Raw genomic sequence first — 18,246 nt, forward strand, 5'->3', positions numbered from 1 at the left:
AGCGTACGAGGCGCTGGTTGGGGCCGCAACCAGGCAACTCAGCGCTGGGCTGTCTTGCTGTCCCAGGCCGGGATCTTGAACACCCAGAACGAGCCGCCCTGTGCCACAGGTTTGGTCAGCTCGGCCATGTCGCCACCCCACAGCGGTACCGCGCCACCGTAGCCGACGGTTACGCCGATGTACTGCTCACCGTCCTGGTCCCAGGTGATCGGCGGCGAGACGATGCCGCTGCCGGTCTGGAATTTCCACAGCTCCTCGCCGGTCTTGGCGTTGAACGCCTTGAAGTAACCGTCGCCGGTACCGGTGAACACCAGGTTGCCTTTGGTTGCCAGCACGCCAGCCCAGAGCGGCAGGCGCTCCTTGTGCTCCCAGACCATCTTGCCGGTGGTTGGGTCCATCGCGCGCAGGGTGCCGACGTGGTCGTCATACATGCGTTTGATGCGGAAGCCCATGCCCAGGTACGCCGAGCCCTTCTTGTAGTTGACCTCTTCGGTCCAGTATTCCTCTTTCCACTGGTTGGCCGGCACGTAGAACAGCCCGGTGTCCTGGCTGTAGGCCATCGGGTTCCAGTTCTTGCCACCGAGGAACGGCGGCGAAACTTCGACTGGCTTGCCCTTGGTCTGGCCTGGTTCAGGCTTGGCCGGACGCTGCCCTTCGTTTTCCACCGGGCGCCCAGTCTTGAGGTCGATGTGGCTGGCCCAGGTGATGTTGTCGGCGAACGGGAAGGCGTTCTTCAACTTGCCGTTGGTGCGGTCGACTACGTAGAAGAAGCCGTTGCGGTCAGCATGCGCGGTGGCTTTGAACTGCTTGCCGTCCTTGTCCTTGTAATCGAACAGAACCAGTTCGTTGTTGCCGGAGAAGTCCCAGGCATCGTTCGGCGTGTGCTGGTAGAACCACTTGACCTCACCGGTGGTGGGGTCGACGCCGACCTGGCCGGAGGTGTACAGGCTGTCGTAGTCGTGCGGGTTGCCGTCCTTGGAGGTGCGCGCCCAGGTGTTCCACGGGCCAGGGTTGCCGGCGCCAACAATGATGGTATTGGTTTCGGCATCGAAGCTGGCGCTCTGCCAAGGAGCGCCGCCGCCGTGGCTCCAGGCCTCGACCTTGCCGGTTGGCGAGCTTGGATCATCCGGCCAGGACGGCGCTTTGACGTCGCCGGTCGGGGTGCTGTCCTTGCCGTTCAGGCGGCCCATGTGGCCTTCGACAAACGGTCGCATCCAGACTTCTTCGCCGGTGTCCGGGTCACGTGCATACAGCTGACCCACCACGCCGAACTCATCGCCCGAGCTGCCGTGAATCAGCAGTACCTTGCCGCTCTTCTGGTCTTTGATCAGGGTTGGCGCGCCGGTCATGGTGTAGCCGGCGCTGTGGTCGCCGAACTTCTTGTTCCAGACCACCTTGCCGGTGTCCTTGTTCAGCGCCACCACCCGTGCATCGAGGGTGCCGAAGAAGATCTTGTCGCCGTAGATGGCCGCGCCGCGGTTGACCACGTCACAGCAGGGGCGGATGTCGTCCGGCAGGCGGTGGTTGTAGGTCCACAGGCGCTTGCCGGTCTTGGCGTCGAGGGCAAATACCCGCGAGTAGGAGCCGGTGACGTAGATCACGCCGTCATTGATGATGGCCTGGGATTCCTGGCCGCGTTGCTTTTCGTCACCGAAAGAAAACGACCAGGCCGGGGTCAGTTTGAATACGTTCTGGTCATTGACCAGCGCCAGTGGGCTCCAGCGCTGGGCGTTGGTGCCCATGCCGTATTGCAGCACGTTACCGGTGGTCTTGTGGTCGTCGGCGATATCTTCCCAGGTAACCGGCTTGGCCTGGGCAGCGCCGCCGCAGGCCAGGCTGGCCAGGAGCAGGGCGGCAGAAAGAGGCGAAAGCAGGGCGGGTGATGTTCTTGTTGTCATGGTGGAGTTCCCAGTGAGGTTGTGCCTGGTTAGCCTGGAACGCCGCCGCTGATCGAGATACGGAAAAAGTCCCGGTCACCTCGGGAAATCTTCCCAGTCCGGACATGATTTGGCACTGCGCCGCAAGCGCTACTACCAAGGGATAAGGGTGCGACCCCCAAAGCAGCATGTGGCCGCTGGCACTGGCTTTCTAGGATGGTCGGGCCGCCTCCGTTCGAGAGGCGCAGCGTGCAACTTCAGCAGTCGAGGGCAGAACAATGACAACCCCTAAAAGCGCCTGGCACCTTTCCCTGTTGCTGGCTGGCCTGTGCGCCGCCGGTGGCAGCTTCGCCCACGGCAACGTAACGCCATCGGCGGTCAATACCGATGGGCTGGAGCCCTTGGGCAGTGAATGGCGTAGCGAAAACCCCTACCGCAGCAGCAAGGACCATGACAAAGCGCTGTCGATCGGCGCGTCGGCCTATAACCAGAACTGCGCCGCGTGCCATGGCCTCGAGGCCAAGTCCGGTGGCATCGCCCCTGATCTGCGCATGCTCGATGAAGGCGCCGTCGGTGATGAGTGGTTTGTCGAGCGGGTGCGCAACGGCGCGGTGCGCGACGGGCGGGTGTACATGCCGAAGATGGCCGACTTTCTCAGCCAGGAGGCGCTGTGGGCGGTGCGTACGTATCTGGACAGTGTGCATGTCACCGAGTGAACCGCGACCTGTACTGCTGTGATGCGTAGGCCGCGGGGAGGGAGCCAGGGCCGCAGGGCGGCCTGGGGCATCAGCGCTCAGTCGGGTGGCTCAATGGACGGTTCTTGCGCCTTCTGCGACTCGTCCATTTGTCTCAGGATGTCTACCAGCGAAGGGATCTTTGGCTGTTCGAAGTCGCCACCAGGGGTTTGGGACTGCTTGAGCAGTCCTTCGATCGAGTCCCGGTGCCCTGGCGGGTAGCGCATCAGTTCGAGTTCGCCCAGGTTGTCTATGAATTCAAGCGTTCTACGTACATCCAGACGCCCGTCAGACTCGTGGTCGCGCAACAGTGCGTTTTGCTGGACCCATGCATTGTCCATGTCCTGTCGAGCTTCCCAGGCGGCGTACCGCTCTACGCTGGTATAGGCGCCACTTTCGTCTTCGAGGATGGCGACAACCTCTTCGCGCGAGAGATGAGCAAAGGGGTTGGCAGTGTCACGCTGCCCCCGTACCACCCCCGCGATGTACTTCGCGGCCTGTTGACTCTGCTTGAGCCGTTCGGGTGAAGCCTCTGCAGGAATCTCATTTAGTGCCACAGACGCATTACCCAAACGCTTTATCTCGGCGTTGACCTTGAATATGAAACTGTCTGGGCCATAGACGCGCTGAAATTTTTCTTCCAGTTGTTTTTGCGTGAGTGTGGCCTTGGCGCTGAGCGCCATGCCTTCAGCAGACAGTTGTACTTCACTACCGGCTTCCGGCTTGCTGGCAACGTTGGCAGTCACCGGCGCGGATCGCGATGTCGCCGTTGCCAAAACAGGGCGAGGCACGCCCTTTAATGTCGTGTCTATCATGCGTAGAGTCCCTTGACCGGGAGGGTTGCACAGGCGTGCACTCCTCCCGCATTGATGAGCGACTATTTGATCGTGAAAGTCACGCTGTAGTCATAGGGCGGCGAACTGTTAATGCGGGTTGTCTTGGCCTCGCACGTGGCCCGGGTTGATCCGACAGACGTTGCCTTTTTGTCCCATTTCACCAGAGGTAATGAGACGTGAGATGTTTCGAATTTGCACTCTTTGCGACCTGATTTATAGGTAAAACGCAGGCCAGAGGCAGAAGAGGACGCACTGTTCAATTTGAATTGAGTTGAAGATTTTTCGCTGATAGGTCCCGGAGCAGGGTCGAGGGAACCAAACGCATATTGGTAGGTAAACGTGGCAATGGAAGTTGTCTCATTCTTCACCGTCACACTCACGACGGTGTTGCTCCAGGCATTCGCCATGGGCGCTACTACTGTCAGGATCACTGCAGCGATCTTTAGCCGATACATGTACTTTCCTCCTAGTGCTTTCAACGCCCCCTGAATAAGCGGCGCCACTCGATATCCGGGGTGAGAAAAAGTGCTCAGGCCCAGACACCTGACATGTCGGCAAGGAAACAGCACGCTGTATCAGACGTGGTCTGATAGATGCGTAGGAAATTTCGCTATTAACAAAACAGGCGCCTCAATCGGCGCCTGTGGAGGTCTGTCGCGGCCTGCATTCAGGCAGGTCCGGGAGGAGGGCCGGGGCTACAGCGGATAGTGCTTGAGCTCGCGCGCGATCAGCATCCGCTGAATCTCGCTGGAGCCTTCATAGATCTGCGTGATGCGTGCGTCACGGTAATAGCGCTCCACCGGATAGTCTTCCAGGTAGCCGTAGCCGCCATGCACCTGAATCGCCATCGAGCACACCCGTTCGGCCATCTCCGACGCGAACAGCTTGGCCTGTGACGCCTCCGAAAGGCATGGCTTGCCCGCACTGCGCAAACGCGCGGCGTGCAGGATCAACAAGCGCGTGGCGTTGACCTGGACCTGCATGTCGGCCAGCAGGTTGGCGATGCTCTGGTGCTCGTTGATCGGCTTGCCGAACTGGATGCGATCTCGCGAGTAGACCAGCGCGGCCTCGAACGCGGCGCGGGCAATCCCCAGCGCCTGGGCGGCGATGCCGATGCGGCCGCCTTCGAGGTTGGACAGGGCAATGGCCAGGCCCTTGCCGCGCTCACCGAGCATATTGGCGGCCGGGATGCGGCAGTTGTCCAGGCTCACGGCGCAGGTGTCCGAAGCACGGATACCCATCTTGTGCTCGCTGCGATCAACCTTGAAACCAGGATTGTCGGTCGGCACCAGAAACGCCGACAGGCCTTTTTTGCCGAGCTCCGGATCGGTCACCGCAAAAACGATCGCCAACCCGGCGCGACGGGCGTTGCTGACGAACTGCTTGGCGCCGTTGAGCACCCACTCACCGTCCACTTGCTCGGCGCGGGTGCGCAGGTTGTGCGCCTCTGAGCCGGCCTGAGGTTCGGTCAGGCAGAAACAGCCGATGACCTCGCCACTGGCCAGCCGAGGTAGCCAGGCCTGCTGTTGCTCAGGCGTACCGTAGGCCAGCAGCGGGCCGCAGCCTACCGAGTTGTGAATACTCATCAAGGCGCCGGTCGCGCCGTCGCCAGCCGAGATTTCCTCGACCGCCAGGGCATAGGCCACGTAGTCGGTGAAACTGCCGCCAAACTGCTCCGGCACGACCATGCCAAGCAAGCCCAGCTCACCCATCTTGCGCACCACCCCGTCGTCGATCCAGGCGGCTTTTTCCCAGGCCTGGGCATGCGGGGCGATTTCGCCGCGGGCAAAATCGCGCGCCATGTCGCGGATCATGATCTGTTCTTCGTTCAGTTCCAGGTCTTGCATCTGCGTACTCCCAGGCTCACAGCCCTTCGAAGAATTGGTCGACCCGCGCCTGCGCCAGCTCTGCCAGGGTCGGCGGGTTCCAGCGTGGCTGCTTGTCCTTGTCGATGATCAGGGCGCGCACGCCCTCGATGATGTCGCCATGGGCGAACCACTGCCGGTCCAGGTGCAGCTCCATGGCAAAGCACGCCTCCAGGCCGAGTTTGCGCCCGCGCCTGAGCATCTCCAGGGTCACGGCCATGGCCAGCGGCGAGCGGCTTTGCAGCAGGTCGGCGGTGGCCAGCGCCCAGGCCTGGCTGTCGCCGATCCGCACCGTGCGCAGTTGTTCGATGATGTTGGCAAGGTCGGCCTGGGCGAAGTAGTGGTCGATCACTGGGCGCAGCTTGGCCAGCGGCGCGTCGGCCAGTACCTGGGTGCCGAGGCGGGCCAGCGCGCCCTGCAGGTCCTTGAGCGGATGCTGACCGAAGCTGAGCTGGTCCAGGGCCTGATCGAGCTGAGCAAGCTTGTCGCTGCTCAGGTACCAGTTGGCCAGGCCGCAATACAAGGCATCGGCCGCCTGGATCTGGCAGCCGCTGACGCCCAGGTAGGTGCCCAGTTCGCCCGGCACGCGGGACAGGAAGTAGCTGCCGCCGACGTCCGGGAAGTAACCGATGGCGGTTTCCGGCATGCCCAGCCGGCTGCGCTCGGTAACCACGCGCAGGTCGGCGCCTTGGGCCAGGCCCATGCCGCCGCCGAGCGTGAAGCCGTCCATCAACACCAGGGTCGGTTTGGGGTAGTGATGGATGCGCAGGTCGAGGGCGTACTCCTCGACGAAGAACTCTTCATGCAGGCTGCTGCCGGCCTTGAAGCTGTCGTACAGCGAGCGGATATCACCGCCGGCGCAGAAGCCTTTTGGCCCTTCACCGCGCAGGACCACAGCCTGCACCTGCGGGTCGACTGCCCAGGCGTCGAGCGCCTGCTGCAGGCTGCGCACCATGTCCAGGGTCAGCGCGTTGAGCCCGGCCGGGCGATTCAAGGTGAGGTGGCCAATCTGATTGCGGACTTCAGCCAGCACATGATCGGTGGATGAAATTCGAGCGTGCGCGGTCATCGCGATCTCCCTGCTTTGTTATTGATTTTCCAAGTGAAGTCTGGAGTGCACTGGAGGATCAAAAGATCCTGCCATGCAAATATGTCCTGCACAATCGACATATCTGCAGCAGCTGACTGCATGAATGTGCCATGTACCCGCTTTGTGCACCCCGCCTTGCGAATGAGTTACTGCCACTTTAGCCGAGTGCGCCCCAAGGAGCGGGTCGTAGTGCTTGCAGGCGCAAGCCGCCCGGCACCGGCCAAGGAATTGGCCAATCACCGCCAAGGCAGCGTAGGGCCGCGTGCGTGGGCTTTCGATAATCGCCTGGACACCTGTCCAACCGATTGCGGAGCGCGTCATGCACAACAACAATAACAACTCCCACCGCCGTATCCTGCCGCTGCTTGGCGGCCTTGCCAGCCTGGCCTTGGTCCCATTGGCGGGGGCCGAGATCATGCTCTACGACAAGGACCAGACCACCTTTTCCACCGACGGCTACATCAACGCCTTCTACGTCAACAGCGATATCGACCGCGCCGGCGAGCAATATGATCGGCGCCAGTCACGGGTGAAAATGGGCTTTCTGCCCAATACCCTTGGTTTCAACATGACGCGCCAGATCGACGATCTCAAGCTGGGTGGGCGTGCCTCGTTCTGGGTCAGCATCAACGACAGTGAAACCAACGGCACCGACACCGCCATCGATGTCCGCCAGTTCTACGGCACGGTAGCCAACCCGGAGTGGGGCGAGGTGTTGATCGGCAAAGACTTCGGTTTGTTTGCCCGCTCCAACATCCTCCTCGATGAACTGCTCACTGGCTACGGCCAGGTCAGCGACACACTTGGCCTGGTTGACGGCGGCGGGGTCTCGTTCGGCAACATCGGCAGCGGCTATCCCTATCCTTTCCCGACCTCGCAGATCACCTACCGCACACCGGTAATGGACGGCCTGCGCGTGGCCGTGGGGATAATGGACCCAGTCGACACCAACGACGACAGCGCGGTCGGCAAGGCCTATCAGAAGAATCCGCGCACCGAGAGCGAGATCACCTACCAGTTCGATCTGGGCGGCGCGAAGATCTACAGCTGGCTCAACGGCAGTTACCAGACCTCCGACAACACCGACAGCAACGTCGACTCGGTGACCTCCAAAGGTCTTGGCTACGGCGTACAAGCCAAGATGGGTGCGTTCTCGCTGACAGGCTCGGGCTTCAGCGCCAAGGGCATCAACCCGTTCTTCACCAACAATGCTGGCGAGGCGACCCTGCGTGAGGTCGACAGCCAGGGTTATCTGGTGCAGGGCTCGTACACCTTCGGCAAAAACCGCCTGGCGCTGTCGTATGGCAAGACCAAGGATGACGGCAACGGTGCAGTGAACACTGGCGCCGACTATGAAACCCGCGGCATTGCCCTGTTTCGCGAGATCAATGCCAACTTGAAACTGGTCGCCGAATACAACCAGTTCGAGATCGATGGCCATGACGGCGATGCGCAAAACGAGGACACCGATACCTTGGCCCTGGGGGCTGTGCTGACCTGGTAAGCGGGCGGCTGGCGCGGCGGCATGCCGCTGCAATCCGCTGGGGCATTTGCTGTATGCTCACAGGCATTGCCAGGAGATGCCGCGCCATGTTCACCAGTCTGCTGACGTTTCTGATCACCCTTGCCGCCATGGAAGGCGTTGCCTATCTGGCCCACAAGTACATCATGCATGGCTTTGGCTGGGGCTGGCACCGCTCGCATCACGAGCCACGCCACGGTGTGTTCGAAAAGAACGACCTGTACGCCGTAGTGTTTGCCGGGTTGGCCATCACCCTGATCGCGTTGGGTACTGCCGGCTGGTATCCACTGCAGTGGATCGGTGCCGGCATGACCGGCTATGGCCTGCTCTACTTCATCGCCCATGACGGCCTGGTGCACCGGCGCTGGCCGCTGCGGATCGTGCCGCGCCATGGCTACCTCAAGCGCCTGTACCAGGCTCACCTGATGCACCATGCGGTGCAGGGCAAGGACGGCTGTGTGTCGTTTGGTTTTCTCTACTCGCCTACGGTTGAGCAGTTGAAGGCGCAGCTGCGTGCGCGTCACGGTGGACCGTTGCGCGAGCAGCGAGTGGACGCTGCCAAAGCTGCAGCGCCCGTGGCGGATAGCGACGCCAGCCGCGGCTGAGGGCCTGCCACAGGCCACTGGCAACGGCGGCGAGTTTTTCCCCCTTGCTGGTCGACAGGCGCCCGTCCCAGGCGGCATCACCCGCCGCCAAAATTTTCAGGCCGATGCGCCGATACACCGAACCCGCTGTTGCCACTGCCCAGGCTGAACGCCAGGGTAGGGCGCTCAAACCGGCCTGGGCGCTGGCATAGTAGGGCTCTGCCTGCTGCACCAGACGTGTGCCCATGCGCGCCACGGCAGTGCGGTGGCGTGGTTCGGCAAGCTGTTCGGCAGTGACCGAAAACTCGTCCAGCCAGGCTTGCGGCAGATAGCAGCGGCCAACCTTGGCATCATCAACGATATCCCGGGCAATATTGGTCAGTTGCATGGCCAGGCCAAGGTCGCAGGCGCGATCGAGCACGGCGTCATCGCGTACGCCCATGACCCGCGCCATCATCAGGCCGACCACGCCGGCCACGTGGTAGCAATAACCCAGTGTTTGCTCTAGCGTCTGGTAGCGCTGGCCGGCAACGTCCTGCTCAAACCCCGCCAGCAGGTCGAACGCCTCTGCCTGCGGTACGCCATGGCGCCGGGCAACTTCGCGCAGTGCAGCAAAGGCGGGGTCGGTGACCGGCTGATCGGCGCAGGCAGCTGCGGTGTGCTGATACAGGCCGGCCAAACGCAGGCGGGCTTCCTCAGTTTCCAGCACGCTAGCCTGATGGCCGGCTTGCTGGCCGTCGATCACATCGTCGCAATGGCGGCACCAGGCGTACAACAGCACTGCGCTGCGGCGGGTGACCGGGTCGAACAGGCGCGAGGCTGCGGCGAAGCTTTTCGAGCCGACGGCGATGCTGTGTTCGGCGTGGGCGAGCAGTTGCTCGTCGCCACTCATCGCTGCAGATCCTCGAGCATCAAGCCTGCGGTGGCCTTGGCCGAGCCGATCACGCCCGGCACGCCAGCGCCTGGGTGGGTGCCGGCGCCGACCAGGTAGAGGTTGCTCACCTGCGCATCACGGTTATGCGGGCGGAACCAGGCACTTTGGGTCAACACCGGCTCCAGCGAGAACGCCGAGCCCAGGTGGGCGTTGAGTTCGTCACGAAAATCTATCGGAGTGAAGCTGCGGCAGGTGACCAGGTCTTCGCGCAGCCCGGGGATGTAATAGCGCTCGAGGTAATCGAGGATTTTCTCCTGATAGCGTGGGCCTTCGACCGCCCAGTCGACCGGCGCATTGCCCAAATGCGGCACTGGCGCGAGCACGTAATGGCTGGAGCAACCGTCCGGCGCCATGTCCGGGTCGGTCGCGCAGGGCGAGTGCAGATACAGCGAGAAGTCTTCCGGCAGATTGGGGCCGTTGAAGATTTCCTGCACCAGCTCACGGTAGCGCGGGCCGAAGCACACAGTATGGTGACGCAGTTGCGGCTGCCGGCGCTTGAGGCCGAAATGCACAACGAACAACGAGTTGCTGAAGCGCTTGCTTTTCAATCGGCGTGCTTCGGACTGGCCGCGCCGGTGCGCGCCGAGCAGGTCGGCGTAGGTATGCACCACGTCGGCGTTGGAGGCGATCGCATCAGCCGTCCAGTGGCGGCCGTCGCGGCTGCGCGCACCGATCAGGCGGTCGCCCTGGGTATCGAAGCTGACCACGTCGGCGTTCAGCTCGAGGGTGCCACCGAGGTCGGTGAACAGCCGCGCCATGCCCTCGACCAGCGCGCCGGTGCCGCCTTTGGCAAACCACACGCCCCACTCACGCTCCAGGGCGTGGATCAAGGTGTAGATGGCCGAAGTGGCGAATGGATTGCCGCCCACCAGCAGGGCGTGGAAGGAGAACACCTGGCGCAACTGCGGGTTGCGGATGTACTGACCGACCATGCTGTAGACACTGCGCCAGGCCTGCAAACGGGCCAGTTGCGGGCCGGCATGGAGCATGTCGCGGAAGGTCAGGAACGGCACCGCACCAAGCTTGATATAGCCCTCTTCGAGGACTGCTCGGGAGTACTTCAAAAAGCTCTGATAGCCGGCGACATCGGCCGGCTCCATGGCGTGGATCTGCTGCTCGAGCTCGGCTTGATCGTTGCTGTAGTCGAACTGCGTGCCGTCTTCCCAGCACAGCCGGTAGAACGGCGCGACCGGCAGCAGCTCGACGTAGTCGGCCATCGGCTTGCCGGCCAGCTCGAACAGCGCTTCGATCGCGGTCGGGTCGGTGATCACTGTGGGGCCGGCGTCAAAGGTAAAGCCCTGGTCGTGGTAGACGTAGGCACGCCCGCCCGGCAAGTCGCGACGCTCCAGCAACGTGGTGTGAATCCCGGCCGCTTGCAGGCGAATGGCCAATGCCAGGCCGCCGAGGCCGGCACCAATCACCAGCGCGGTTTTGCCTTGGGTCATGACTGCTCCTTGAAATGCTGTGGAGAATGGCGCAACGCCGCCCGTAGCGCCTGGCCGACGGGGACTGGCGGTTTGCCCGAAAGAATGCGCAGACGATCAGCCGCAGAGCTTTGGCCTGCATAAAAACGTGCGATCAAGCCTTCCGGCAAGCGGTAGAAGCGTTGCATGACCTGCCAGCGCTGCTGCGCGCTGCCAGCCAGGAACAGCATGCGATTGAGCAGCCGATAAAAGCCCTGGCCGCGCCAGCGCTGCGCTAGATACGCGCCCATCGCCTGGTGCAGTTGCGCACTGGCGTCAAACCGCTGCGTTGCGAGCCAGTCGGCCAGGCGCACCGCCTCCGGCAGTGAATAGCCGGTCGTACAGTGGCACAGCCCGGCGCGCAGCCCTGATGAGACCTGCCCATGCTGCTGCGCCCACCAGGCCGGAAAGTCTTCTGCCAGGGTGATCGGCAAGTCGCCTTGCTCCTCGCGCAGGCACTCGGCGACCCGCCAACCGTGCTGACGCAGATAGTCATCGATATTGCTGCGCAATTGCGCTGTAACTGGCGGGCTGTGGTCGACGTAGTGGGTGTCCTCGATCAGCAGGGTATCGGCGCTGAACGGCAACACGTAGACAAAGCGGTAACCGTTGCCCTGGGCGACTCGGGCATCCATCAGGATCGGTGCTTGCAAGCCGTGGGGCTGCTCAAGCCGCAGCACCTGGCCGAGAAACGCCTGGCGGCCAAGCACCCGGTGCGGGCTGGCCTCGGCGCCACGGCCATCGATGGTGACCCGCGCCTTCAGCACTTCGCCGCTGGCCAGGGTGACCTGCTCCGGCGCAAGCGAGGTGATCTCGCAGCCGGTACGCAGGGCCGTCCCCAGGGCCTGGGTGATGACCTCGGCAAAGCGCTCGCTGGTGATGCTCGCATAGCCACTGGCCATGCGCCGCGACAAGTGCGGAAAGTGCACGTGGTAGGCCGGCCAGCGCTTGACCACCAACGGCTCCAGCCAACGCTGCTGGGTGGGCGTGAGGTCGGCATCATGGAACGACCAGGTATGGTTGCCGCCAGGGTTGGCATCACGCTCCAGGCAAAGCAGTTTCAGCTCAGGCCGTAGTTGGCTCAGGCGCCAGGCGATCAGGCCATTGGCCAGGCCGCCACCGGCGAGGATCAGGTCGTAATGCATGGTGGGTTCTCTGCCAGTACCGGTTGGTGGCTGCGCAACGCTGCCTCGACGATGTCCGCTGCCTTGGCCGCGCCACCGGCCGTGGCCAGTTCGCGTTGCAGCGCAGTCAACCTGGGCAGCGGTTCGCGTAGCAGGTGGGCGAGGGCGCTGCGGATGGCACTGACACTGGCCCGCCGCGACAGCGCCACGCCCAGACGATGATAGGCAACCCGCGCCGCCACGCCCGGTTGATCGAATGCAATCGGCATGACCAACAGCGGCGTGGCTGCGGCAATGGCATCCAGCACGGTATTCAGGCCGCCATGGCTGATGACCACGTCGGCACGGCGCACCGCCCATTGCTGGGGCGCGAAGTCGGTTACGAAGGTAGCGCCCTGTTGCAGCAGCTGCGCTTGCTGAGCGTGATCGAGGCCGCCGCAGTGGGCGATCAGCAGCTGCACATCCAGCGCCTGGCAGGCCTGGCTGATCTTGCTGAACAAGTCGAAGCGATGGCCCTGCAGGGTGCCCAGGCTGGCAAACACCAGTGGCCGCGCCGGGTCCAGGGGCCAGTCGGCGGCGTCCTGCTGCGCCGCCACCCGCAGCGGCCCGACTGCATGAAAGTGCGCCGGCAACGCCTGGCGCGGAAAATCAAAGCTGGGCACGGTCTGGCTGATTTGCGCCAGCGGCGACAGCCAGTCATGCAAACCCTCACGCTCGACCAGGCCATGTTCGCGGCAGGCCTGGCGCAGCACGCGCCCCAGTGGCTGCATCAACCAGTCGAAGACCTCGGTGCTGCCGCGGTACAGGCGCCGCTTGAAGCGGCTTTGGCCGTAGTCGAACGGCATCACCGGCAAGGGTATGCCGGGTTCGCGGTTGATCGGCAGCGCGCAGGCGATGGATATCCAGGGAATACCCGCCGCTTCCGCCGCCAGCGCCCCGGCCGGTTCCATCTGGTCACACAGCATGGCATCCACCTGCTGCGCAGCGAGCGCCTCGGGCAGGCAGGCGCAGAGCATCGCGCTGGTGCTCGCCAACTGGTCGATCAAACGGCGCAGATGCATCGGCCCAGTGGGGATGGCGGCCAGGCGCAAGGTCTGTTCAAGATGGTCGTCGGCAAGCCGCCCGTGGCCTACCGCGACAAAGCCGATGCGTGGGTCGCTGAGCCAGCGCTGCGCGGCAGGTTGGTGAAAAAAACTCACGCGGTGGCCGCGCTCGACCAGCTCCCCGGCCAGCGCCTGCAAGGCCTGGAAATGGCTGGGGTAGGGCGGGGCGACCACCGCAAAGTGACTCATGACAGGTCCAGCCCGGCCGCCAGCAAGCGCGCCCGACGCAGCGCTGCCAGGTCACGCGAGCCGGTGCAGAAGCACGCGACCCGCAGCTGACGAATGATGATCTCGAAGTGCTCGACCACCGCCTCGGTGGACTCGGTGGCAGCCTGCAACACGCCGGCAGCCTGACCGACCAGATCAGCGCCAAGGCGGATCGCCTTGGCCGCATCGATGCCGTCACGAATACCGCCGGAGGCAATCAGAACGCTGTTGGGCAAGGCCCGGCGCAATCTCTGCAGACACAGCGGCGTCGGAATGCCCCAGTCCGCGAAAGCCATGGCCACAGCGCGATCGGCGTGGGTGCTGGCACGCTCGGCTTCAACCGCTGCCCAGCTGGTGCCGCCGGTGCCGGCCACGTCGATCACCTGCACACCGGCTTCGAGCAGGTCGCGGGCCACGCTTGGCGAGATCCCCGCGCCGACTTCCTTGATGATCACCGGCACCGGCAGCGCTGCAGTCAGCGCCGAGATCTGCGCGAGCACGCCGCGCCAGTCGCGGTCACCTTCGGGCTGCACTGCTTCCTGCAGCGGGTTGAGGTGGATGATCAAGGCGCTGGCTTCGAGCATTTCGACGGCGCGCCGGGCCAGATCCAGGCCGTCGGCTTCGCGCAGTTGCGCCGCGCCAAGGTTGGCCAGCAGCGGAATATCCGGGGCCAGCCGGCGTAGCTCGCGGGTTAGGCCCTGGTCGTCGGCACTACGCAGGCTGACCCGCTGCGAGCCGACACCCATGGCAATCCCCAGCGCCTGCGCAGCCTCGGCCAGATGGCGGTTGATGCGTGTGGCGCGCTCGGCGCCTCCGGTCATCGAGCTGATCAGCAACGGCGCACGTAATGGCGTACCCAGCAAGGAGCTGCTCAGGTCGATGCTGTCGAGGCACAGTTCAGGCAGGGCGCAGTGCTCGAAACGGACAGCGGCCCAGCCGGCATCGGCATGCGCGGTGGTTTTATCTGCGCCCAATACGATGTCAAGATGATCGTCCTTGCGCTGGCTCAACACGCTTTTTTTCATTCCGGCTCCGCTGCCAGTGAATCATTGGGTGAAAATCATGGCCTTACCTTGTACAACGCTAGTAGCTTTGTACAGCTATGCTGGGAAACAGTACAGTTCTGGCAACGGCCCCTGATAGTCGTTCCGTCAACTCGCGGCCAAGACCGCACCACCGAAGAGGCCAGGATGACCACTATCGCACGCACAACCTCGGCCACTGACGCCGACTTCGCTGTTTACCTTGCTCGCATGCGGGCAGAGCTGGACAGCCGCCTCAGCGCGCTGCTGCCAGAGGTCGGTCACGAACGCGATCTGCTCGCCGCCGCCATGCGCGAAAGCGCCCTGGCGCCGGGCAAACGCCTGCGCCCGTTGCTGTTGCTGCTGTCTGCCGAGAGTTTAGGTGGTTGTAAAGCGGCAGCGCTGGATCTGGGCTGTGCGATCGAGATGGTGCACGCCGCCTCGCTGGTGCTCGATGACTTGCCGTGCATGGACAACGCCGCGCTGCGCCGTGGCCGGCCCACGCTGCACCTGGCGTTTGGCGAGGACGTGGCCATCCTTGCCGCCATTGCCTTGCTGTCGCGCGCCTTTGGCGTGGTGGCGGCGCTACACACGGTCGAGCCGGAGCAGCGCAATCGCCTGATCGCGATCATGTCGCAAACCATCGGCGTCCACGGCCTGGTCAGAGGCCAACTGCAAGACCTGCGTGACGGTGCAACAGTGCGCAGTGCCGAGCAGATCGCCGAGACCAATCAGCTCAAGACCGGCGTGCTGTTTGCCGCGATCATGGACATGGCCTGCCTGCTCGGCCACGCCCATGAAGGCGTGCGGCAGCCTTTGCAGCGCTTTGCCAGCGAGCTGGGCCAGGCGTTCCAGCTGCAGGATGATCTGCGCGATTGTGACCCGGACACCGGCAAGGACCTGGGCAAGGACGCCGGCAAGTCGACACTGTTTGCCTTGTGCGGCGAAACCCAGACGCGCCATCGCCTGCACAGCCACCTTGAGGCTGCCGAGCAGTGCCTGGAGCAGGTGTTTCTTGCCGAGCAACCGATTGGTTGCCTGCTGCGTGCAGTGTTCGCCAATGTGCGTTCACCCTTGGCCCAATCAAACTTTTGCGCCAGCGTGCGATCTGCTGAAGTACAGGTAGATATCTCAAGGAGCACGTCATGACCGACCACGACCCGCAACACACCGGCGACAAGGTGCCACGTCCACTGTCCTCCGAGCAGGCCCAGCAAGGCCAGCGCGTAGAGGGCAAACCTCTGGAGCGGCCGGACCCGGACACCGAAACGATCGACAAGGTGATTACGCCCACTTCGATCAAGGAGCTGGATGAGCAGACCGCAGAAATCGAGCGGCGCCTGCGTGAAGCGCGGGAGAAGGGTTTGTAAGTGCAATCCCTTTCAAGGTTTCTGCATTTTTCTCTGATTTGAAATCGCTGGGGCCGCTGCGCAGCCCTTTCGCGACACAAGGCCGCTCCTACAGGACGGCGTACACCATGATTTTTGGTCTATGCGCGAAAAGCTTTTCACGGCGCCGCCCATGTAGGAGCGGCCTTGTGTCGCGAAAGGGGCGCGTAGCGCCCCCGACGATCCAACGACAAGTGCGGTTCTAGAACACCTTGCAAGGGAACGCTTGGCACCGCGCCTGCCAGGGCGCGGTTGATCAACGTCAGAAGGTGTAGGCAACCCCGGCCTGCACAGTGCGTGGCTCACCTGGGTAGGCGTAGCGGTTGAACGCGCCTTCGTCATAGCCTTTGTTGAACACGTTGCGCACATCCAGATTCAGCCGCACATGCTCGTTCAACTGATAGAAGCTCAGCAGGTCGACCACGGTGTATTGCTCCATGGTGTAGGTGCTGGCGGCCGTCTGACCCTGGCGGTCATCCACATATTTGACGCCCATGCCCATGCCGAAGCCTTTCGCCAGGCCGTCCTGGAATTCGTAGGTGTTGAGCAGGCTGAAGCTGTTGCGCGGGATGTTGGCCAGGCGGGTGCCGGTAGGCAGGGTGTTGTCCTTGGTGACTTCAGCATCCACGTAAGCGTAGCCGCCGATTACCCGCCACTCAGGGGTCAGGTTGCCGGCCACGTTGATATCCAGGCCACGGCTGCGTACTTCACCGGCGGCGACGCTGAAGGTGCCGGTAGGATCAGCTGGGTCGCGGGTCAGCACGTTCTCTTTGACGATGTGGTAGATCGCCGCGTCGACGCTTAGCTGGCGATCCAGTGGCTCCCACTTGACGCCCAGTTCGTAGGATTTGCCCTTTTCAGGGTCGAAGCCGTTCCCTTGCATGCTCGCGCCGCTGTTTGGTTTGAACGAGCGTGCGGTGTTGGCATACACGGCGACAGTTTCGGTCAGGTCGTAGATCGCACCCAGGCGCGGGGTGACGGCGTTGTCTGCTGCGTCCCAGCCAGTGGTGCCTGGCAGGTAGTTTTCGTACTCGTGCTCGAAGCGCTCGAGCCTCACACCAGCCAGCACCTTGAAACGCTCGGTCAGGGCGACTTGATCTTGCACGAAGGCCGACCAGGTCTTGAGATTTTCCTTGTCATGCGTGGTGGTGCGGGTCAGAGCAGGGCGTGGCTGGCCGAGGACTGGATTGTAGATATCGATCGGGTAGGCGCCAGAGCCGTTAGCGGAGCGCTGGATGATCGACTTGTAATCATAGTCTTCGTATTCAACACCGGTCAGCAGCGTGTGAGCGAAGCCTGCGGTTTCGAAGTGGCCGGTCAGGTTGAGCTGGTAGTCACGGTCGGTCCATTCCAGCTTGCGATAGTTGAAGTTGCGACCAAGGGTACGGCCATCAGCTTGCAGGCTGTTGGCTTCGACGGCATTCCCTTTCAAGCTGCCATCCAGCCACTGCATACCGCCAGCCAGGGTCCAATTGTCATTGAGCAGATGCTCAAAGCGCAGCTGGGCCATGTTGTTGTCGTTGTGCAGCAGGTTGTCGCTGCCTTTCTCCCAGACGTTGGTGTCACGCGAGGCGCTGCCGCGCTGGGTGTCATAGCGGGTCAAACCACGGTCGAGCGGGTGGTTGTTGCGCATGAAATCGCCTTCGAAGACGATTTTGGTACTGTCGTTGGCCTGCCAGCTGAGTACCGGGGCGACATCATAGCGTTCGCTGTCAACGTCATCGCGGAAGCTCTCGCCGCCTTCGCCCAATACGTTCAGGCGATAGGCCAGGCTGCCGTCTTCGCTGAGCGGGCCGGTGGCGTCGAGCGTTGCCCGGTGCATGCCCTGGTCATCGAACTGGCTGCCCAAGGTCACCTTGGATTCGGGCAACGGCTGTTTGCTGACAACGTTGAAGGTGCCGCCGGGATCGCCACGGCCATACAGGCTGCTGGCCGGGCCGCGCAGTACTTCCAGGCGCTCGACGGTGTTGGCGTCCGGCGCGTTGGGGTAGCCGCGGTTGATCGGGAAGCCGTTGCGATAGTACTCGCCCGTGGTGAAACCGCGCACGGTGACGGTGGTCAGGCCCTGGCCGCCGAAGTTGTTGGCCCGGCCCACGCCGCCGGCGTAATCCAGCGCGTCCTGCAGGCGGGTTGCGCCAGTGTCTTCGAGCACGTCCTTGGGCACCACGCTGACTGACTGCGGAGTCTCGTGCAGGGCGGTGTCGGTGCGGGTAGCGCTGGCCGAGCGGGTGGCGCGGTAGCCGATCACAGGGCCATCGGCGCGTTCGCGCTCGCTGGCGGCATCGATGTTGACGGCTTGCAGCTCGACCGTTTGGGCCGGGTCGGCATCAGCCAGAGCCACAGGGGAGATAACATTGAGCAGACAAAGGGAAACGAACGCACGACGCATGGACGATACGATCCTGGCAGGGGGAAGATGCGCCGGATCATATCTGGAAACAATTCTCGTTTACAGAAATATTTTGCGTACTAACGTACCAGGTTTTGGCTGCAATCC

At 63.1% G+C, this 18,246-nt stretch carries 15 protein-coding genes and 1 pseudogene; 5 read left to right on the forward strand and 11 right to left on the reverse strand.

The window, feature by feature from the left end; all coding sequences use genetic code 11:
- Nucleotides 1-38: 38 nt before the first annotated feature.
- Nucleotides 39-1,898, reverse strand: coding sequence for a quinoprotein ethanol dehydrogenase (gene exaA, locus K3F44_RS06025; protein ID WP_150572646.1), 1,860 nt, complete (start codon nt 1,896-1,898; stop codon nt 39-41).
- Between the two features lie 257 nt (nt 1,899-2,155).
- On the opposite strand from exaA, the gene pedF reads away from it, so the two are divergent.
- Nucleotides 2,156-2,593 carry a cytochrome c-550 PedF gene (gene pedF / locus K3F44_RS06030; RefSeq protein ID WP_188035861.1) on the forward strand — a complete coding sequence of 146 codons (438 nt, stop codon included), beginning with the start codon at nt 2,156-2,158 and terminating at the stop codon, nt 2,591-2,593.
- A 77-nt stretch (nt 2,594-2,670) separates the two neighbouring features.
- Here pedF and K3F44_RS06035 read toward each other — a convergent pair whose 3' ends face one another.
- The 4 genes from K3F44_RS06035 to K3F44_RS06050 all read right to left on the reverse strand — a co-directional run bounded on the left by K3F44_RS06035 (nt 2,671) and on the right by K3F44_RS06050 (nt 6,381).
- Nucleotides 2,671-3,426 carry a hypothetical protein gene (locus tag K3F44_RS06035; protein ID WP_220633550.1) on the reverse strand — a complete coding sequence of 252 codons (756 nt, stop codon included), beginning with the start codon at nt 3,424-3,426 and terminating at the stop codon, nt 2,671-2,673.
- 62 nt (nt 3,427-3,488) lie between these two features.
- Nucleotides 3,489-3,950, reverse strand: coding sequence for a hypothetical protein (locus K3F44_RS06040; protein WP_188035863.1), 462 nt, complete (start codon nt 3,948-3,950; stop codon nt 3,489-3,491).
- A gap of 192 nt (nt 3,951-4,142) precedes the next feature.
- On the reverse strand, nt 4,143-5,294 hold the full coding sequence (locus tag K3F44_RS06045) for an acyl-CoA dehydrogenase family protein (RefSeq protein WP_103437224.1): 1,152 nt from the start codon (nt 5,292-5,294) through the stop codon (nt 4,143-4,145).
- A 16-nt stretch (nt 5,295-5,310) separates the two neighbouring features.
- A complete protein-coding gene (locus K3F44_RS06050; RefSeq protein ID WP_220633551.1) occupies nt 5,311-6,381 on the reverse strand; it encodes an enoyl-CoA hydratase/isomerase family protein in 1,071 nt (356 codons plus the stop codon).
- A 340-nt stretch (nt 6,382-6,721) separates the two neighbouring features.
- Between K3F44_RS06050 and K3F44_RS06055 the strand changes: the two genes are divergently transcribed.
- Both K3F44_RS06055 and K3F44_RS06060 read left to right on the forward strand, forming a co-directional pair.
- Nucleotides 6,722-7,906 (forward strand): porin, encoded by a 1,185-nt coding sequence (locus tag K3F44_RS06055; RefSeq protein WP_220633552.1) that lies wholly within the window; start codon nt 6,722-6,724, stop codon nt 7,904-7,906.
- A gap of 86 nt (nt 7,907-7,992) precedes the next feature.
- Nucleotides 7,993-8,529 carry a sterol desaturase family protein gene (locus tag K3F44_RS06060; protein ID WP_101319132.1) on the forward strand — a complete coding sequence of 179 codons (537 nt, stop codon included), beginning with the start codon at nt 7,993-7,995 and terminating at the stop codon, nt 8,527-8,529.
- On the opposite strand, the pseudogene K3F44_RS06065 reads toward K3F44_RS06060, so the two are convergent.
- The 5 genes and pseudogenes from K3F44_RS06065 to fni all read right to left on the reverse strand — a co-directional run.
- Nucleotides 8,474-9,400: pseudogene (locus K3F44_RS06065) on the reverse strand (phytoene/squalene synthase family protein); the annotation flags it as partial. The gene K3F44_RS06060 and the pseudogene K3F44_RS06065 overlap by 56 nt on opposite strands.
- Nucleotides 9,397-10,887: a phytoene desaturase gene (locus K3F44_RS06070; protein WP_220633553.1), complete on the reverse strand. Its 1,491-nt coding sequence runs from the start codon at nt 10,885-10,887 to the stop codon at nt 9,397-9,399. The pseudogene K3F44_RS06065 and the gene K3F44_RS06070, both read right to left, overlap by 4 nt.
- Entirely contained in the window at nt 10,884-12,050 is a 1,167-nt protein-coding gene (gene crtY / locus K3F44_RS06075) for a lycopene beta-cyclase CrtY (RefSeq protein WP_220633554.1), read from the reverse strand. The genes K3F44_RS06070 and crtY overlap by 4 nt, the downstream gene beginning before the upstream one ends.
- Entirely contained in the window at nt 12,035-13,321 is a 1,287-nt protein-coding gene (locus K3F44_RS06080) for a glycosyltransferase (RefSeq protein ID WP_220633555.1), read from the reverse strand. Before K3F44_RS06080 ends, crtY begins: the two co-directional genes overlap by 16 nt.
- Nucleotides 13,318-14,364 (reverse strand): type 2 isopentenyl-diphosphate Delta-isomerase, encoded by a 1,047-nt coding sequence (fni, locus tag K3F44_RS06085; protein ID WP_220633556.1) that lies wholly within the window; start codon nt 14,362-14,364, stop codon nt 13,318-13,320. The genes K3F44_RS06080 and fni overlap by 4 nt, the downstream gene beginning before the upstream one ends.
- Before the next feature lie 165 nt (nt 14,365-14,529).
- Here fni and K3F44_RS06090 point away from each other — a divergent pair, with 165 nt between their 5' ends.
- Together K3F44_RS06090 and K3F44_RS06095 are read left to right on the forward strand one after the other, a co-directional pair.
- Entirely contained in the window at nt 14,530-15,510 is a 981-nt protein-coding gene (locus K3F44_RS06090; protein ID WP_220633557.1) for a polyprenyl synthetase family protein, read from the forward strand.
- The gene (locus K3F44_RS06095; protein WP_101319144.1) at nt 15,507-15,731 is read left to right on the forward strand and encodes a hypothetical protein; all 225 of its coding nucleotides are present in this window, start codon (nt 15,507-15,509) and stop codon (nt 15,729-15,731) included. Before K3F44_RS06090 ends, K3F44_RS06095 begins: the two co-directional genes overlap by 4 nt.
- A 280-nt stretch (nt 15,732-16,011) precedes the next feature.
- On the opposite strand, the gene K3F44_RS06100 is transcribed toward K3F44_RS06095, so the two are convergent.
- Complete coding sequence (locus K3F44_RS06100; protein ID WP_101319146.1) at nt 16,012-18,138, reverse strand: TonB-dependent siderophore receptor; 2,127 nt, start codon at nt 18,136-18,138, stop codon at nt 16,012-16,014.
- Nucleotides 18,139-18,246: the final 108 nt, after the last annotated feature.

Source organism: Pseudomonas sp. S07E 245, from assembly GCF_019599025.1.
GTDB classification, from domain to species: Bacteria; Pseudomonadota; Gammaproteobacteria; order Pseudomonadales; family Pseudomonadaceae; genus Aquipseudomonas; species Aquipseudomonas shirazensis.

Bases quoted from the DNA above. Each gene is read 5' to 3' on its own strand.
- K3F44_RS06090 (WP_220633557.1), top strand. From the start codon at position 14,530: ATGACCACTATCGCACGCACAACCTCGGCCACTGACGCCGACTTCGCT.
- K3F44_RS06060 (WP_101319132.1), top strand. From the start codon at position 7,993: ATGTTCACCAGTCTGCTGACGTTTCTGATCACCCTTGCCGCCATGGAA.
- fni (WP_220633556.1), bottom strand. From the start codon at position 14,364: ATGAAAAAAAGCGTGTTGAGCCAGCGCAAGGACGATCATCTTGACATC.
- K3F44_RS06095 (WP_101319144.1), top strand. From the start codon at position 15,507: ATGACCGACCACGACCCGCAACACACCGGCGACAAGGTGCCACGTCCA.
- exaA (WP_150572646.1), bottom strand. From the start codon at position 1,898: ATGACAACAAGAACATCACCCGCCCTGCTTTCGCCTCTTTCTGCCGCC.
- K3F44_RS06055 (WP_220633552.1), top strand. From the start codon at position 6,722: ATGCACAACAACAATAACAACTCCCACCGCCGTATCCTGCCGCTGCTT.
- K3F44_RS06070 (WP_220633553.1), bottom strand. From the start codon at position 10,887: ATGACCCAAGGCAAAACCGCGCTGGTGATTGGTGCCGGCCTCGGCGGC.
- K3F44_RS06035 (WP_220633550.1), bottom strand. From the start codon at position 3,426: ATGATAGACACGACATTAAAGGGCGTGCCTCGCCCTGTTTTGGCAACG.
- K3F44_RS06100 (WP_101319146.1), bottom strand. From the start codon at position 18,138: ATGCGTCGTGCGTTCGTTTCCCTTTGTCTGCTCAATGTTATCTCCCCT.
- K3F44_RS06050 (WP_220633551.1), bottom strand. From the start codon at position 6,381: ATGACCGCGCACGCTCGAATTTCATCCACCGATCATGTGCTGGCTGAA.
- pedF (WP_188035861.1), top strand. From the start codon at position 2,156: ATGACAACCCCTAAAAGCGCCTGGCACCTTTCCCTGTTGCTGGCTGGC.
- K3F44_RS06045 (WP_103437224.1), bottom strand. From the start codon at position 5,294: ATGCAAGACCTGGAACTGAACGAAGAACAGATCATGATCCGCGACATG.
- crtY (WP_220633554.1), bottom strand. From the start codon at position 12,050: ATGCATTACGACCTGATCCTCGCCGGTGGCGGCCTGGCCAATGGCCTG.
- K3F44_RS06080 (WP_220633555.1), bottom strand. From the start codon at position 13,321: ATGAGTCACTTTGCGGTGGTCGCCCCGCCCTACCCCAGCCATTTCCAG.